Genomic DNA, 15,544 nt, shown 5'->3' with positions numbered 1-15,544 from the left:
TGGATCGTTCCGGATCAATCCGCCGCCGGCTCGCCGCGATCATGGCGGCTGCGGTGATGGCGCGGGCGCTGGCGGCGCCTTTGGCGCAGCAGAGTTCCCGACGCCCGAGGCTGCGGTGGCCGCCGTGGTCGAGGCCGTTCGGGCCAACGACCCCGAGCGGTTCAAGTCGCTGTTCGGGCCGGAAGCGCAGTTCTTCGTGGGTTTGACGGAACCCGAGCGTTCAGCTGCGCAACGCCTGCGCTTCCTCGCGTTGGCGGAGGAGGCCGTGAACCTCGTGGCCAAGGACGAGAACACGCGGGTCGTGCAGATCGGCAAGGTCGCGTGGCCGCTGGCGATCCCGATCACGCGCAGCGGCCAGACGTGGCAGTTCGACCTGGTCGCCGGCAAGGACGAGATCCTCAACCGCGTCGTCGGCGAGAACGAGCTGGCCGCGATCGAGGCGTGCGGCGCGTACGTCCGCGCGCAGCTCGAGTACATGCTCGCCGACCGCGACGGCGACGGTGTTTTCGAGTACGCGCAACGGTTCGGCAGCTCGCCGGGCAAGCGTGACGGGCTGTACTGGGAAGGCGAGCGTCAGAGCGACCGCGGGCCGCTGCCGTCGTGGTTCGCGAACGCGGCCTTCGATCCCGCGGTGCCCGGCGTCGCCGCCGTCAAGCGTGATCCCTCCTATGGCTACCTGTTCCGGATCCTCACGCGCCAAGGCGCGGCGGCGCCCGGCGGCGCCCATGGCTACGTCATCAACGGCAACATGATCGCGGGGCACGCCATGGTCGCGTTTCCCGAGCGTTGGGGCGAGTCCGGCGTGATGACGTTCATCGTCGGCGTCAATGGACGCGTCTACCAGAAGAACCTTGGACCGAACACCGCGGCGCTGGCGCGGCAGCTCGCTGAATTCAACCCCGACGCGACCTGGAAGCCGGTCGCCGAGTAGACGTGGAAGGAAGTCCCCATATGTCGCCTGTCATGAGCGTGGAGCCGACGGTGGTCGTGTCGCGGCGCCGGATGCTAACCGCGGTCGCCGTCGTCGGTGGCGTCGGCGTCGCCGGCTGCGACATGCTGAAGGCGAAGCCGGCGCCGACGACCAGCTTCGTCGCCGCGGAGCCGATGTACCACGACCCCGCGCTGCCGTTTCAGAGGGTCTGGCGGCGGCCGGACTTGAACTGGGACAAGTACCGCAAGCTCTACGTGGCGCCCGTCGACACGAACCACATGCTGCGCATGACGGAGTGGCAGGAAGGCGTCCGTCGCGCCGAGATCGAGAGCGATGTCCGCAACCTGGCAGTGTACACCCAGAACGCCCTCAAGAAGGCGTTCCGCGAGGATCCGAAGCGCCGCCTCCGGGTGCTCGAGACGACCGACGCGGCGGCCGACACGCTGTCGCTCGAGGTCGCGTTGATCGAAGTGGTGCCGAGCAAGGTCGTCCTCAACATGCTGCAGCACGTTCCGTGGGGCGTGGGCCTGGGCATCTCGGCCGTCCGCGGTATCGCCGGCGACAAGAGCACGGTGGCGATCGAGGCGCGTCTGCGCGACGCCTCGTCGGGTCTGATCCTGGCGGCCATGGCCGACCGGGAGGCGCAGGTGATCGCGCCGGGCAATCTGCGCGGACTGACTTGGTACGGCCATGCGCACCAGATCATCAACAACTGGGCGGACCAGTTCGTCAAAGTCGTCAATCGCGACCGCGCCGCCGGCCAGGTCATCGACGACACGCGGCCGTTCACGCTCCGCCCCTGGTAGGCCTGCGGTGCCGCCGGCGGAAGACCGACCGGCGCCGTTTTCTGGCCGGTGCGCGAGTCTCGCCGCCGAGGGCGGTGTACCGAACCGCCAGGCGGTGGGAAGTCGGCTCGATGAGCGGACGCTCGACGCGGCGCCGGTTGTTGTCCTTGTTGGCATCCGGCCGGACTGATGAATCTCCGGGCGCCGCCGCCTATGGTGTTGCGGATTTGCCACGGGTCGCATGAGAACGACTCTCCGGACGCGAAAGGCCTTTGCCCGGAAGTGCGATGCGGCATATCTTGGGTTCGGTGCTGGCGCCACTCGGTTCAGGTGCCGTTTTCGGCGTCGTCAGGCGCATTTCGTCCACGAGGAGGTTTTTGATGAAGATGAAGATCGCGGCGCTCGCTGCCGCGGCGCTGATCGCGGCGCCGTTGTCCGTCAGCGCGCAGATGAATCAGCCCGGCTTCTACATCGCCGCCGGCGGTGGGTTGAACCATGTCAACTTCCCGCGCACGTCGAGCGAGAAGCTCGGGTTCAACATCACAGCGGTCGTCGGCTACGACTTTATCGGTCCGATGGTCGAGGTCGAGGGCGGCTACCGGCGGAACACCGTCGCCAGCACCGGCCTGAACCAGTGGACCGGCATGTTGAACGCCCTCTACGAGTTCAACCCCGAGTCGAACTGGCGCTTCCACCTCGGCCTCGGCGCCGGTGTCGACTATCTGCAGGCGTCGTCGGGCGGCCTCAGCGCGAACGCGACCAAGTTCGCCGCGCAGGCCCTGATCGGCATGCGGATCGGGCTGGGCGACGGGTTCTTCCTGCGCACCAACCTGTACGCGATGAACGTGTTCGTCCCGCAGAAGGACATCACGAACTTCGGCGGCCGGATCATGATCGGCTACAAGTTCGGCCCCGCGATGAGCGTCGCGCCGCCGCCGCCGCCGCCGGCCCCGTCGACCAACTACATCGTGTTCTTCGACTTCGACCGGGCGAACATCACGCCGCAGGCGATGACGACGATCAAGCAGGCCGCCGCCGCCGCGACCGCGGGTAAGAAGACCCGCATCGGCGTCACCGGTCACGCCGACCGTTCGGGCAACGACGCCTACAACATGGCCCTGTCGCTGCGCCGCGCCAACGCCGTCAAGGACGCGCTCGTCCGCGAGGGCATCCCGGCCGCCAACATCGCGGTCGTCGGCCGTGGCGAGAGCCAGCCGCTGGTCGCGACCGCCGATGGCGTCCGCGAGCCGCAGAACCGTCGTGTCGAGATCGTGCTGAACTAAGCGCGATCCTCCGACGGAGGTTTCAGGGAGCGGCCGGGGAAACCCGGCCGTTTCTTGTTGTGCGGCGCGCGGCGATCATCGCGCGTGGTGGCCGCCGAGTTCCAGCCGACGGCGGGGTCCAGCGCCGGTCGAGGGGCCGGCGCGGTGGGGCGGTCGAACGGGAGGTTCGCTGTGTCGGAGTGGGCTTTGGCGGGCGTGATCCTCGCCTTTGTCTTCGCGGGCATGCCGCTCGGCCTGGCCCTGCAGCGCGTGCTTCCCGAGAGCCACCTGGCGCAGGACTCCAAGGACGTCGTGAAGCTCGGCGCCGGGGTGATCGCGACGCTCACGGCGCTGGTGCTCGGCATGCTGGTGTCGACGGCGAAGGGATCGCTCGACGCGAAGAACGCCGACATCATGCAGGTCGCCGTGAAGATCCTCGTCGTGGACAGCGATCTGGCCCGGTATGGACCGGAGGCGGGAGCCGCCCGCGAGCTGCTCCGCGGCGGACTCGCGCAGCTCCTGGCGACGGCCGCCGCCGAGGGGCCGCGCGCCGCCGCCGCGCGGGGCGAACGCGCGCCGACGCGGCTCATCGAGCAATTCCAGCAAGCCGTCCGCGGGCTCGCGCCTCGGGACGACGAGCAGCGCGCGCTCAAGGCCGAGATCGTGTCGCTCGCGCGCGACGTCGGCGCGATCCGCTGGACGCTGGTCGAGCGCGACACGAACTCGATCCCGACGCCGTTCCTCGTCCTCGTCGTGCTCTGGCTCGTCGCGATCTACACCCTCTTCGGCATGATCGCGCCGCACAACGGCACGGTCTGGGCCGTGATGTTCGTCTCCGCGCTGTCGTTCGTCGGCACGATCCTCGTGATCATCGACACGGACCGCGCGTCCGGGGGCTTGATCACGGTTTCCACGGCCCCGCTGGTCGACGCCCTCGGCCGCCTCGGCCGGTAGGAGCGCGGCGCGGTGGCGCCTACAGCCTGAGGAGCCAGGCTTCGACCACGCCCTTGCCTTTCACCTCTATCCCGCCGCGCGGCTCGAACGAGAACTGGTCTTTCAGCCGCTCGTAGACCGGACGCGTGACCTGGACCGAATCCGGCACGCCGCCGGATTCCATCCGGCTGGCCAGGTTCACGGTGTCGCCCCACAGATCGTAGATGTACTTGCTCTTGCCGATGATGCCGGCGACCACCGGTCCGCTGTTGACGCCGACGCGCAGCTTCATCGAGACGCGGTGCTCCAAGGCGTGCTCGCGCGTGATGTGGACCATGCGGATCGCCATGCGCACCATGCGCTCGGCGTGGTCGGCCACCGGGTCGGGCAGGCCGCACACCGCCATGTAGGCGTCGCCGACGGTCTTGATCTTCTCGATGCCGAGATCGGCGGCGGCGATGTCGAAGCGCGTGAACAGCCCGTTGAGAAGGGTCACGACCTCCTGGGGCGGCATCTCCGACGTCATCGCCGTGAAGCCGACCAGGTCGGCGAAGGCGACGGTGACCTCGGCGAAGCCGTCGGCGATGCCCGCCTCGCCGCCACGCAGCCGGTTGGCGATCGGCGCCGGCAGGACGTTGAGCAGCAGCTCCTCGTTCTCCTGATTCTTGCGCTCGATGACGACGTTCTTGCCGCGCAGCTCGTCGACCATGCCGTTGAAGGCGGCGCAGAGCTGCCCGATCTCGTCGCGCGTGCGCACCGCCACCTTGGCGTCGTAGTCGCCCGACGCGAACCGCGTCACGCCGGCGGTGAGCTCGCGCAGCGGTCCGAGCAGCGCGCGCGACAACCACGCGCCGGTCGCGACGACCACCAGCAGCGCGAGACCGCCGACGGTCGCCAGATCCCGCCGCAGCCGGTGGATCGGCGCGAACGCCTCCGCGATGTCGATCTTGGCGACGACCGCCCATCTCACGCCCGGCACGGCTACAGGGCCCCACGAGGCGAGGACCGGAACGCCGCGATGGTCGACGTTCTCACCGGTGCCCTCGCTGCCCGCGAGCCCCGCGCGAGAGCCCCGCGTTTCGACGATCTGGAGCAGGACCGGGGTATCGTACCGCCGGATCGCGTCGATGACGGACTCCCGCTCTCCCTTCGCCTTCAGCCCCGCGAGGTAGGCCTCGCGGTCCTCGTAGAACGCCCGCGGTCCAGAGCGCAGGCGGTGATCGGCGCCGACGAGATACGCCTCGCCGGTCGCGCCGAATCCCTCCTGCGGCCAGCGCCGGTCGCCGGTCATCACGCCGTCTATCTCCGCGATCGACAATTGCGCGATCAAGACGCCGATGACGACACCTCCGTCGACCACGGGCGCGGCCAGGAAGGTTGTCGGCTCGCCGCGGCCCGGCGCATAGAAGGCGAAATCCTCAAGGCAGGTCGTCGACCTGTCCGCGGCGCCCGCGCAGCGGGCGGCGGCGGCGGCGGCGTTGGAGAGCCGGTACGGGCCCCCGTGGAGCGAGGTGGCGAAATCCACCTCCTTGTCGACCGTGTAGACGAGGCGGCCGGATCGGTCGGCCAGCATGAAATCCACGAACCCGACGGTCGCGGCGGCCTCGCGCATCAATGGATGGTAAGCAGCGTGCACCGCGCTATACGCGCTGCCATCGCCCGGATCGACGAGCAGGTCGCGCCGGGTACGCTCGTGCGGGTTCGCGACGACGTAGTGGTACTGGAGATGGTATGAAGCCGGGCCGACGGGAAGGTAGTCGGGAAGGTTTCTTTCCTCGCCGGTGGCACGGGCGAGCGCCGGCACGTAGTTGCTCGCGTACCACTCTCCGACCTTGCGGCGCAGTTCGAACGGAACATCGATGCGGTCGAGTTTGTCGACGGCGGCGGTGAACGCGCGCGTCGCGTCGACAACCATCCTGGTCGCGGCGAGAAGCCGCACCTCGTCACGCACCTGGCGGAAGTGGGCTTCGATCTGGCGCGTCTTGGTCTTGCGGGCCGCCGTGAGCTGGTTGTAGGTCGCTTCCTCGAGCGCGTCGCGGGCGCGGACGTAGCCGAGCACGCCCGTGATCAGCACGCCGGTCGCTCCCAAGAGGATCAGAATGGCGAATAGCTTCGCCGCGAGCCCAATGCGCGCGGTGGAGCCGATGTTCGCCTTGCCGGACGCCGCCATGGCGCCAGCATACACGATCCGGTCGCGAAAGAGGCACCGCCCGGTCGTCAGCCAGCCCGTCCCGGCGCGGGGAACGCTGTCGATCCGCCGGTCGACCTCTCCGCCGGGCGCTCGCGACCGCTCGCCGCCCGGATCGGGGCCGCCGCTCCACCGTCGTCGAAGTCCACGCTAGAAACACTGGACGAACGGTGGCTAATATCGTGGAACCCACGCGGGCGGGAGCTGCGGTGTCCAGGAGACGACAGGGTCCGATTGGAGGGTGCCCATGCTTAGACTTGTCATTGCGCTGTTTCTCGGCTTCGCGCTGGGCCACGCGCGGACGCCGGTCGCGGTCGCGCAGACGCCCGCGCTTTCCGAGCAGGAGGCGCACGCGATCGCGGTCGAGGCGTACGTGTACTTCTATCCGCTGGTCACCATGGACGTGACCCGCAAGCAGCTCACGAACGTCGAGCGCCACGCCGCCGGCGGCATCGCGGCGCCGCCGAACACGTTCGCCAACATCCCGGCGTTTCCGCCCGCGGACATGAAGGCGGTCGTGCGGCCCAACTTCGACACGCTCTACTCCAGTGCCTGGCTCGATCTGACGAAGGAGCCGATGGTCGTGTCCGTGCCGGACACGGGCGGGCGCTACTACCTGCTGCCGATGCTCGACATGTGGTCGAACGTGTTCGCGTCGCCGGGCTGGCGCACGACCGGCACCACGGCCGGCGACTACCTCGTCGCGCCGCGGGGTTGGACGGGCGCGGTGCCGGCCGGCGTCACCCGGATCGACGCGCCGACGCCGTACGTCTGGATCATCGGCCGCACGAAGACCGACGGCCCGTCCGACTATCCGGCGGTCCATAAGATTCAGGCCGGATACAAGGTCACGCCGCTCTCCGGCTGGGGCAAGCCGCCGGCGGCCGTCGGTGGCGCGGTCGACCCCTCCGTCGACATGAAGACGCCGCCGAAGACGCAGGTCGACACGATGGCTGCGGGCGCGTACTTCGCCTACGCGGCGGAGCTGCTGAAATTGCATCCGCCGCAGGTGACGGACCAGCCGATCGTCGCGCGCATGCGGCGGATCGGTCTCGAGGCGGGCAAGAGCTTCGACATCGCCAAGGCCAGCCCCGTGGCACGCAAGGCGTTCGAGGCCGCGCCCGAGGCGGGGCAGGCTCTGATGGAATGGAAGGTCAGGACTCTCGCGACGGTCGTCAACGGCTGGTCGATGAACACCGACACGATGGGCGTCTACGGAAATTACTATCTGAAGCGGGCGATCGTCGCGCAGGTCGGACTTGGCGCGAATCTCCCCGAGGACGCCATCTATCCGTTGAACCTTGGCGACGAGGCCGGCAGGCCGCTCGACGGCGCGAACCGGTATGTGATCCATTTCCCGAAAGGAGCCACGCCGGCGGCCGAGGCGTTCTGGTCGATCACCCTGTACGATCCGGAAGGGTTCCAGGTCGCGAACCCGCTGAACCGGTTCGCGGTGAGCAGCTGGATGCCCTTCCGCTACAACGCGGACGGGTCGCTCGATCTCTATATCCAGAACGCCAGTCCGGGGCCCGGCAAGGAGGCCAATTGGCTTCCGGCGCCCAAGGGCCCCTTCAACCTGACGATGCGCCTATACGCCCCGAGACCGGAGGCGCTCACGGGGAAGTGGAGCCCGCCGTCGGTGACGAAGCTCCAGGGAGGCGCGGGGGCGCTGCCCCAGTAGCGCGGCCGACGCGCCGGGCGGCGCCCGGCGAAGTCGATTTGCGGGGCCCTCTCGACGGAGGCGTTCATTCCCGATGGCGTCACGCGGGCTGGCGCGCACAGTTGAGCCGAGGGCTGACCTGTGCCCGAATCGCTATGAATTTGTGGAGGATTGTGCTCTAGGGAGGCGATGCGGATGCCGCGATCCGCGATTCTGTCGCCGCGGGACGGGCGTGGGAAGAGGCGCTGAACCTCGGCGCGAAGCCGGGGGCCGCCATCGTCGGGGTCATGTCGTCGTCGTGTGGCTGACGCTCTATCGGGGGAAGAAATGAAATTCAGAGGTACGCATAGCATCGCCGTCGCCGCGATCGGCGGATCGCTGGCGCTCGCCATCGGCGCGGGGTCGCCGGCCGTGGCGCAGGACGCGCCATGGGAGTTCAGCGCGACGTCCTATCTCTGGATGTCCGGGATCAAGACCAAGGTCTCGCCGCCGGGTACCGTCGGATCGCATAGCGTCAGCCAGTCCTTCACGGATATTCTGAAGATTCTCGACGGCCCCCCGATAATGCTCGCTGGCGAGGTCCGCAACGGACGCTTTGGATTTGTCGGCGATGTGATCTACCTGCCCGTCGCCTCGCGGATAGACACGCGCAACCTGCTCTTCAACGACGGCAAGGCCAAATTGTCGACGCTGACGGTGTCGGGCATCGGGTTCTACCGGGTCGCCGACGACGCCGCCATCAAGGCCGACGTCGGCGCCGGCTTCCGGCTGTGGTCGATCTCGTCCAAGACGACGCTGAACGCGGCTCTTCTGCCAGCCGAATCGGCCAAGTTCGACAAGACCTTCGTCGATCCGGTCCTTGCCGCGCGCGTGACGCTCTCGCTCGACGACCGCTGGAGCGTCTCCGGCTACTTCGATATCGGCGGCTTCGACCTCGGCAAGACCAAGGTGACGTGGCAACTTCTCGGCACCGTGAATTACCGCGCCGCCGAATGGGTCGATCTGAGGGCTGGCTGGCGCCACATCGCCGTCGACCGCGGCAACATCGCCGTCGATGTCGGCGGGCCGATCCTCGGCGCCACGTTCCGCTTCTGATCGGGGGCGCGTCGGCACGACTGCCGGCCCCGACGGACACCCCGTGGCGCGTTCGGAGTGGGAGGGCGCGATGTCGACAGGGAGGACCGAGGCCGCCACGCGCCTCGCGTGCGTCGGGATCGCGCCGGCGACTGCCGTGGCGCGTCGCGCCGTCGCCCCGTGGCTCGCGCGCGCGTTCGTCGCGTTCCTGGTGCTGATGGCCGCGTTCGCCGCGACGCCGGGATGGGCGAAAGCGCGCTCCGGTGGGACGGAAAGCACCGTCGAGGCGGCCGCCGCGGAGATTCTCAGGACGTCCGACGCCGGAAAAGTGGAGGCCGTGCTCGCGCGCCTGACCGACGAGCAGGTCCGCCAGGTCATGCACCTCGTCGGCGCGGATCTTCTCCGGCGAAACGCGACCGGGGGCGCCACCGCGGGCGCGCAGGTGCTCGAGTCGGTGGCCAATCTGCTGACGGGGGCCGGCGGCGCGTGGGCCGGATTGCCCGGCGTCATCGAACGCAAGGCCTCGGAAGCGCGGACGGCGGGCCGGAGTCTCGCCGGGCTCGTGCGGCTCGAGGCGGCTCTCATATGCGCCGCCGTCGGGATCATCCTCCTCGTCGCCGCGCGGTCGCGCGGCCGGCGCGCCCTCACGGGCGCGGCGGAACGGCGGGACGCGTCGGGCGAAGCGCCCTCGGGGATCGCGTCGGCGATCGCCACCGAGGCCGCTGGGATCGCGGCGTTCATCGCCGGTTGGTTCATCGCATGGTGGCTCCAGGCGCCGTTCGGACCGGAGGCCAAGGCGTTTCTAGCGGTCGCGTTGAGCGCCTGTCTCATGGTGGCGGTTCCCGTCGCGCTCGCGAACGCCCTGCTCGGCCGGAGCGCGTCCGGGCGGCGGCGGGTCGCGATGGACGACGGACTGGCGCGCGACCTCTACCGCGTCGTGGCGGCCGCGTGCGGGTTGATCGCCGCCATTTTCGTCTTCGCGCAGACGCTGGGCATCCTTGGCGCGCCCCGCGAATCCGCGCTCATGGTCGGCGGCTCGCTCAGTCCGGTGATCTGGTTGTGCATGGGCTGGTTGGTGTGGCGTTACCGCGCCGCCGCCGTCTCCGCGGTCACGTACGCCCTCGCGGCAGACGACCGTTGGGGTAGGTCGTTCGCGCGGGCGTGGATGCCGGTCGCTGTGGTCTTCCTCGCCGTCGTCTGGCTGCTCGCCATCAACGCGATGATGCGCGACCAGGGTGGTGTCGCGCAGAAGGTGCTCGCCACCTTCGCGCTTCCCGCGCTGGTCGTGGCGCTGGGCGCCGCCGCGCGTCGCGCCGTGGACCGTTCGGTCGCGCGCGCGTCGACCACGACCGCGGCCGTCGCGCCGACGCCAGGTGACGACGATCAGCCGGCCGCGCAGCCGACGGCGGGCTTCGCCGGCAGCCCGGGCGCGGGGCCTCTGATGCGCGCGATCTGGCTCGCGCTCGGACTCGGCGCGATCGTCGTCATCGGAGGTCTGTGGGGTCTGCGGCCGGCGCATTTCGGACTTGGCGGATGGCTGTTGGTCGTGACCGGCGAGCTGGTCGGCCTGCTGCTGGTCGGCTACATCGTCTGGGGCCTGATCGGCCTCTGGGTCCTGATGCTGCACGTACGCCTCGTGCAGAGCGGCGGCAACCCCAACGCCCAGCGCTACATGACCCTGCTGCCGTTGTTCCGACGCTTCCTCCAGATCGCCATTTTCACGCTCGGCATCATGATCGGTCTGTCAGCGATCGGTCTGGATATCGGCCCGCTGCTGGCCAGCGCCGGCGTGATCGGCATCGCGATCGGCCTCGGCGCCCAGTCGACGATATCCGATATCCTCGCGGGCGTGTTCTTCCTGCTCGAGGACGCCTTCCGCGTCGGCGACTACGTCGAGGTCGGCAACATCCGGGGGACGGTCGAGGGAATCTCGCTGCGGGCCCTGCGGCTACGCCACCACCGCGGCGCGGTGCACGTGCTGCCATTCGGCCAGATCAAGGCGCTCACAAACACCAGCCGGGACTGGATGCTGATACGGCTGGAGTTCAGCGTCGCGCCGGACAGCGACCTGCAGAAGATCAAGAAGATCGTCAAGGGCATCGGCGCCGACCTGCTGAAGGATCCGCAGTACACGCAGGAATTCATCGTCCCGATCAAGTCGCAGGGGGTGCGCCGCATCGAGGACAACGCGCTGATCATCGGCGTCAAGTACATCGCCAAGCCGGGTGCCAAGGTCTGGATGATCCGCCGGGAGGCCTACCAGCGCATCCGCGACGCCTTCAGCAAGGAGGGCGTCCGGATGGCCAGCCGTGAGGTGACCGTGAGGGTCGACCGCGACGGCGCGACCGTCGACGATGCGGCGGCGGCCGCCGCCGGGGGCGCATCCGCCGGCAGAAGCGGACCCACGTGACCGCCGCTGCGGGCGCGCTGCGCCGCTTTGGCGGGCCCGCCTGCGATGGCGCGTCGTAAGAGCAGGTCCGCCGGCGCCGCTGGTCGCGGTCGTGCGGCGGCGAAGCGCTCCGTCGGCGTGAAGGCGCCGGCGGCGGCTTCGGCCGGCATGCCGGCCGCCGCGCCGAGGCGTCGCGCACATATGGACTGGCGTGTCGTCACCGCGGCGCTCATCGCCGTATTGATCGTCGCTGGTGGGTACTACGCGTTCGCGCCGCCTCCCTCGCCGTCGGCTCCATCGCCGTCGCAGCCACCGCCCGCCGTCACGGCCGCCGCGCTCCCTCCAGTGACCGCCGCCGCGGCGACCTTCGTCGGCGCCGCCGCGTGCGGACAGTGTCATCAGGACCAGCTCAAGGCGTGGCGCGGATCGCACCACGATATGGCGATGCAGGAGGCCAGCGAACGTTCGGTGCTGGGCGACTTCAAGGACGCGACGCTCGTCCATCACGGCATGGAGTCGCGGTTCTTCCGGCGCGGGGCCAAGTACATGGTGCGGACCGAGGGTCCGGACGGCGCGCCGGCGGATTTCGAGATCGCCTACACGTTCGGCGTCTTTCCCCTGCAGCAGTACCTCGTGGCGTTTCCCGGCGGACGCTTCCAGGCGCTGACCACCGCCTGGGACAGCCGGCCCAAGGACGAGGGCGGGCAACGCTGGTTCCACCTCTATCCCGGCGAGCGGATCGCGCACGACGACCAGCTCCACTGGACCGGCCTTTACCAGAACTGGAACCTGCAGTGCGCGGAGTGCCATTCGACGAATCTCCGCAAGAACTACGACGCCACGCGGCGGACGTATCAGACGACGTTCAGCGAGATCAACGTCGCGTGCGAAGCGTGCCACGGGCCGGGGTCGCGGCACGTCGATTGGGCGCGGCCGTCCGGCGCGGCGGGCCGTCCACGCGGCGACAACGGACTCGTCGTCCAGCTGCGCAGCCGCTGGGGCGAGGCGTGGCGGTTCCCCGCGACCGGCGCGCCGATCGCCCAGCGCGACCGGCCGCCGGAGGCGGCGGTGGCGAACGTTTGCGCCGCCTGCCACGCGCGGCGCTCGACCCTCGCCGAGGGCGGCGCGCCGGGCGCTCCGCTCGAGGATACCCATCGTTTGGCGCCGCTGCTGCCGCCGAACTATCACGCCGACGGCCAGCAACGCGACGAGGTCTACACTTGGGGCTCGTTCCTGCAGAGCCGGATGTTCCAGCGTGGCGTGACGTGCGTCGACTGCCACGAACCGCATTCGCTGAAGCTGCGGATCGAAGGCAAGGGCGTGTGCGGCCAATGCCACGACCCCGCCGCCTTCGACACGCCGCGGCACCATTTCCACGCAGCGGGGAGCAAAGGCGCGGAGTGCGTCGAATGCCACATGCCGGCGCAGAAATACATGGTGATCGACGCCCGGCGCGACCATGGCTTCCGCGTGCCGCGGCCGGACATCTCCGCGGCGGTCGGATCGCCCGACGCCTGCGTGTCGTGCCACGCCGGCCGCGACGCGGCATGGGCGGCCGCCGCGATGGACGGATGGTACGGGACGACGTGGCGCGATCGACCGCAGCACGGGCCGGTCCTGCACGCGGTCCTGACCGGAGGCGCGCGCGCCCTGCCGACGCTGCTGGACCTGGCGCGCGATCCGGCGCGGCCGGCGATCGTGCGCGCGACCGCGGCGACGGCGGCGCAGGCCCACATGCGGCCCGCGCTGCTGCCGTTGGCGCGCGTCTTGTCGGGCGATCCCGATCCCGCCGTGCGAATCGCCGCGCTGGGAATGCTGGACCCGTTTCCGCCGGCCGTCCGCGTCGAGGCCGCGGCGGCGCTAGTGGACGACTCCGTGCGCGGCGTGCGCATCGAGGCCGCCCGCCTGCTCGCCGATATCCCCGACGCCCAGTTTCCGCCGGCTCGGCGGGCGGCGCGCGAGAGAGCGGTCGCGGAACTCCTCGCGTCGCTGCGCCAGGAGGCGGACTGGCCCGCCACCAACGTCAACCTCGGCAATCTGTATCTGCGCCAGGGGAAGCGGTTCGAGGCGTGGGCGGCGTACCGCGAGGCGCTGCGGCTCGATTCCCGCTTCGTCGGCGGCTACGTCAACATGGCCGACCTCCATCGGCAGGAAGGACGCGACGCGGAGGGCGAGAGGGTGTTGCGCGACGGCCTCGCCGCGGTCCCGCGCGCGGCGGAACTGCGCCACGCGTTGGGGCTGCTGCTCGTCCGGAAGGGCGAGCGGGCGGACGCGCTGAAGGAACTCGCCGCGGCCGCCGAGGCCGCGCCGGACGTCGCACGTTACGCCTACGTCCACGCCATCGCGCTCCACTCGGCCGGCCGCCGCGACGAGGCGCTCGCGGCCTTGGAGGCGGCCGTCGCGCGCCATCCCTACGATATCGACGTGCTCGGCGCGCTGGTGTCGTTGAACCGCGAGCGCGGCGCGCCCGCCCAGGCGCTCGTCCACGCGCGCACGATGGCCGAGATCCTGCCGGACGATCCCGCCGTCGCCGCCACCGTGCGCGAGCTCGAGCGCGCGCGGTAGCGTGGGGCGTTCCATGGCCGGGCGCTTTCCGCCCCGTCGCTCGCCTTGTGGCCCCGTCCACGGGCGCGTCAGGCAGGACGAGGGCGATGGTCTCGCGGTCCGCCGCGCCGCCGACGCCGGCTACGGTGTCACGCTTGCCAGCCTCGACCGCCGCCACGTAAATCCACTCTTCCCGTCGTCCTTCACGGGAACGTCGTTCGCACGTCGAAGAGGGTAGGCATGACGTCAGGTATCATCGCCGAGGACTGGATCGCCCATCACGCGCGGTTCGCGCCGTGGGCGGAGGCGGCGCACGATCTCGAATCGGGCCGGCGCTTCACCTACGCCGAGTTCGACGATCGCATCACGCGGGCGGCGCTCTGGCTCGCGCGTTCGCTCGCGGTCCGCGCCGGCGACCGCGTCGGCGTGCTCAGCATGAACGACACCGACGTGTTCGAGCTGCAGTTCGCGTGCCGCCGGCTGGGCGCCGTGTTCCTGCCGCTCAACTGGCGTCTGGCGGTTCCCGAGCTGGAGTTCATCTGCGCCGACGCGCGGCCGGTGGCCCTGATACACGGAGACGAGTTCGCCGACGCCGCGCTCGAGGTCGCCAGGCTGGCAGGCGTGCCGCGCACCGCGAACCTCGCCAACGGACGCGCCAGCGCCTACGAGGCCGGCCTCGCGGCGGCCACGGGCGCGCTGGACGCCGCGCGTCCCGATCTCGATGACGTCTGGACGATCATGTACACGTCGGGCACGACGGGGCGCCCGAAGGGCGCGCAGATCACCCACCGCATGGCGGTGTTCAACAACATCCACTGCGCGATGACGGTCGGGCTGACCGCCGCGACGCGGAACCTCGTGTTCCTGCCGACCTTCCACACCGGCGGTCTCAACGTCTACGCCAACCCGACCTTCCACACCGGGGGATGCAATCTGGTGATGCGGAGCTTCGATCCGCGCCGGTTCCTGGAGATCCTCACCGACGAGCGGCTCGGCGTCACCCATCTGCTCGGCGTGCCGACGAACTTCCTGATGCTCGCGCAGGAGCCGGGCTTCGCCGCCGCCGACCTGTCGCGGATCGCCTGCATGGGAGTAGGCGGCGCCGCGGCGCCATTGGCGCTGATCGAGAAGTACGGCCGCAAGGGCATCAAGCTGCAGCAGGCTTGGGGCATGACCGAGACCGGGCCGCTCGGCCTGATGCTGTCGGGCGAGAAGGCGCTCTCCAAGGTCGGGTCGTCGGGCCTGCCGCCGCTCTACGTGGGCTTGCGGATCTGCGATCCGGAGGGAAACCTGGTCGCGCGCGGCGAGACCGGCGAGCTGATGATCAAGGGGCCGACGGTGACGCCGGGCTACTGGAACCGTCCCGAGGCCAACCGGACCTCGTTCACGGCCGATGGCTGGTTCCACACCGGCGACGCGGCGCGCCAGGACGAGGACGGCTACTACTACATCGTCGATAGGTGGAAGGACATGTTCATCTCTGGCGGCGAGAACGTCTACCCCGCCGAGGTCGAGAACGTGATCTTCCAGCTCGACGGCGTCCTTGAGAACGCGGTGGTCGGTATTCCGCACGAGAAGTGGGGCGAGATCGGTCGGGCCTACGTCGTCCTGAAGCCGGGCGCCAACCTCGACGAGGCCGCCGTGATCGACCACTGCGGCTCCCAGCTCGCCCGATACAAGGTGCCGAAGGAGGTCCGATTCATCGACGAGCTGCCGCACAACGCGACCGGCAAGGTGCTGAAGCACCAGTTGCCGCGCACGTGAGGCGCGGCGCGCGA

At 69.9% G+C, this 15,544-nt stretch carries 10 protein-coding genes; 9 read left to right on the top strand and 1 reads right to left on the bottom strand.

Translation table 11 applies throughout. The features are described 5' to 3' along the window. Positions 1-115 precede the first annotated feature (115 nt). The 4 genes from IPK81_04190 to IPK81_04175 all read left to right on the top strand — a co-directional run bounded on the left by IPK81_04190 (position 116) and on the right by IPK81_04175 (position 3,932). On the top strand, positions 116-931 hold the full coding sequence (locus IPK81_04190) for a DUF2950 family protein (protein ID QQS13453.1): 816 nt from the start codon (positions 116-118) through the stop codon (positions 929-931). Between the two features lie 32 nt (positions 932-963). After that, positions 964-1,737, top strand: a complete 774-nt coding sequence (locus IPK81_04185; GenBank protein QQS13452.1) for a DUF3313 family protein — start codon at positions 964-966, stop codon at positions 1,735-1,737. A 359-nt stretch (positions 1,738-2,096) separates the two neighbouring features. Then, positions 2,097-2,999 (top strand): OmpA family protein, encoded by a 903-nt coding sequence (locus IPK81_04180; GenBank protein QQS13451.1) that lies wholly within the window; start codon positions 2,097-2,099, stop codon positions 2,997-2,999. A gap of 171 nt (positions 3,000-3,170) precedes the next feature. Continuing rightward, positions 3,171-3,932, top strand: a complete 762-nt coding sequence (locus tag IPK81_04175; protein QQS13450.1) for a hypothetical protein — start codon at positions 3,171-3,173, stop codon at positions 3,930-3,932. 19 nt (positions 3,933-3,951) lie between these two features. Here the strand turns inward: IPK81_04175 and IPK81_04170 are convergent, their stop codons facing one another. Next, positions 3,952-6,081 (bottom strand): HAMP domain-containing protein, encoded by a 2,130-nt coding sequence (locus tag IPK81_04170; protein ID QQS13449.1) that lies wholly within the window; start codon positions 6,079-6,081, stop codon positions 3,952-3,954. A gap of 265 nt (positions 6,082-6,346) precedes the next feature. Between IPK81_04170 and IPK81_04165 the strand changes: the two genes are divergently transcribed. The 5 genes from IPK81_04165 (at position 6,347) to IPK81_04145 (ending at position 15,530) form a co-directional block, all read left to right on the top strand. Beyond that, complete coding sequence (locus IPK81_04165) at positions 6,347-7,780, top strand: DUF1254 domain-containing protein (GenBank protein QQS13448.1); 1,434 nt, start codon at positions 6,347-6,349, stop codon at positions 7,778-7,780. 306 nt (positions 7,781-8,086) lie between these two features. Then, positions 8,087-8,854 carry a hypothetical protein gene (locus IPK81_04160; GenBank protein QQS13447.1) on the top strand — a complete coding sequence of 256 codons (768 nt, stop codon included), beginning with the start codon at positions 8,087-8,089 and terminating at the stop codon, positions 8,852-8,854. A 70-nt stretch (positions 8,855-8,924) separates the two neighbouring features. Next, positions 8,925-11,243: a mechanosensitive ion channel family protein gene (locus tag IPK81_04155; protein ID QQS13446.1), complete on the top strand. Its 2,319-nt coding sequence runs from the start codon at positions 8,925-8,927 to the stop codon at positions 11,241-11,243. Positions 11,244-11,423: 180 nt separating this feature from the next. Continuing rightward, the gene (locus tag IPK81_04150; protein ID QQS14949.1) at positions 11,424-13,787 is read left to right on the top strand and encodes a hypothetical protein; all 2,364 of its coding nucleotides are present in this window, start codon (positions 11,424-11,426) and stop codon (positions 13,785-13,787) included. A gap of 219 nt (positions 13,788-14,006) precedes the next feature. Then, entirely contained in the window at positions 14,007-15,530 is a 1,524-nt protein-coding gene (locus tag IPK81_04145; GenBank protein ID QQS13445.1) for a long-chain fatty acid--CoA ligase, read from the top strand. Positions 15,531-15,544 lie beyond the last annotated feature (14 nt).

The sequence above is a fragment of the Rhodospirillales bacterium genome (assembly GCA_016699855.1).
In the GTDB taxonomy this organism is placed as follows: Bacteria; Pseudomonadota; Alphaproteobacteria; order Reyranellales; family Reyranellaceae.
This window is presented reverse-complemented; position numbering and strand designations above follow the sequence as displayed.

Bases quoted from the DNA above. Each gene is read 5' to 3' on its own strand.
- IPK81_04185 (QQS13452.1), top strand. From the start codon at position 964: ATGAGCGTGGAGCCGACGGTGGTCGTGTCGCGGCGCCGGATGCTAACC.
- IPK81_04180 (QQS13451.1), top strand. From the start codon at position 2,097: ATGAAGATGAAGATCGCGGCGCTCGCTGCCGCGGCGCTGATCGCGGCG.
- IPK81_04170 (QQS13449.1), bottom strand. From the start codon at position 6,081: ATGGCGGCGTCCGGCAAGGCGAACATCGGCTCCACCGCGCGCATTGGG.
- IPK81_04165 (QQS13448.1), top strand. From the start codon at position 6,347: ATGCTTAGACTTGTCATTGCGCTGTTTCTCGGCTTCGCGCTGGGCCAC.
- IPK81_04160 (QQS13447.1), top strand. From the start codon at position 8,087: ATGAAATTCAGAGGTACGCATAGCATCGCCGTCGCCGCGATCGGCGGA.
- IPK81_04155 (QQS13446.1), top strand. From the start codon at position 8,925: ATGTCGACAGGGAGGACCGAGGCCGCCACGCGCCTCGCGTGCGTCGGG.
- IPK81_04150 (QQS14949.1), top strand. From the start codon at position 11,424: ATGGACTGGCGTGTCGTCACCGCGGCGCTCATCGCCGTATTGATCGTC.
- IPK81_04145 (QQS13445.1), top strand. From the start codon at position 14,007: ATGACGTCAGGTATCATCGCCGAGGACTGGATCGCCCATCACGCGCGG.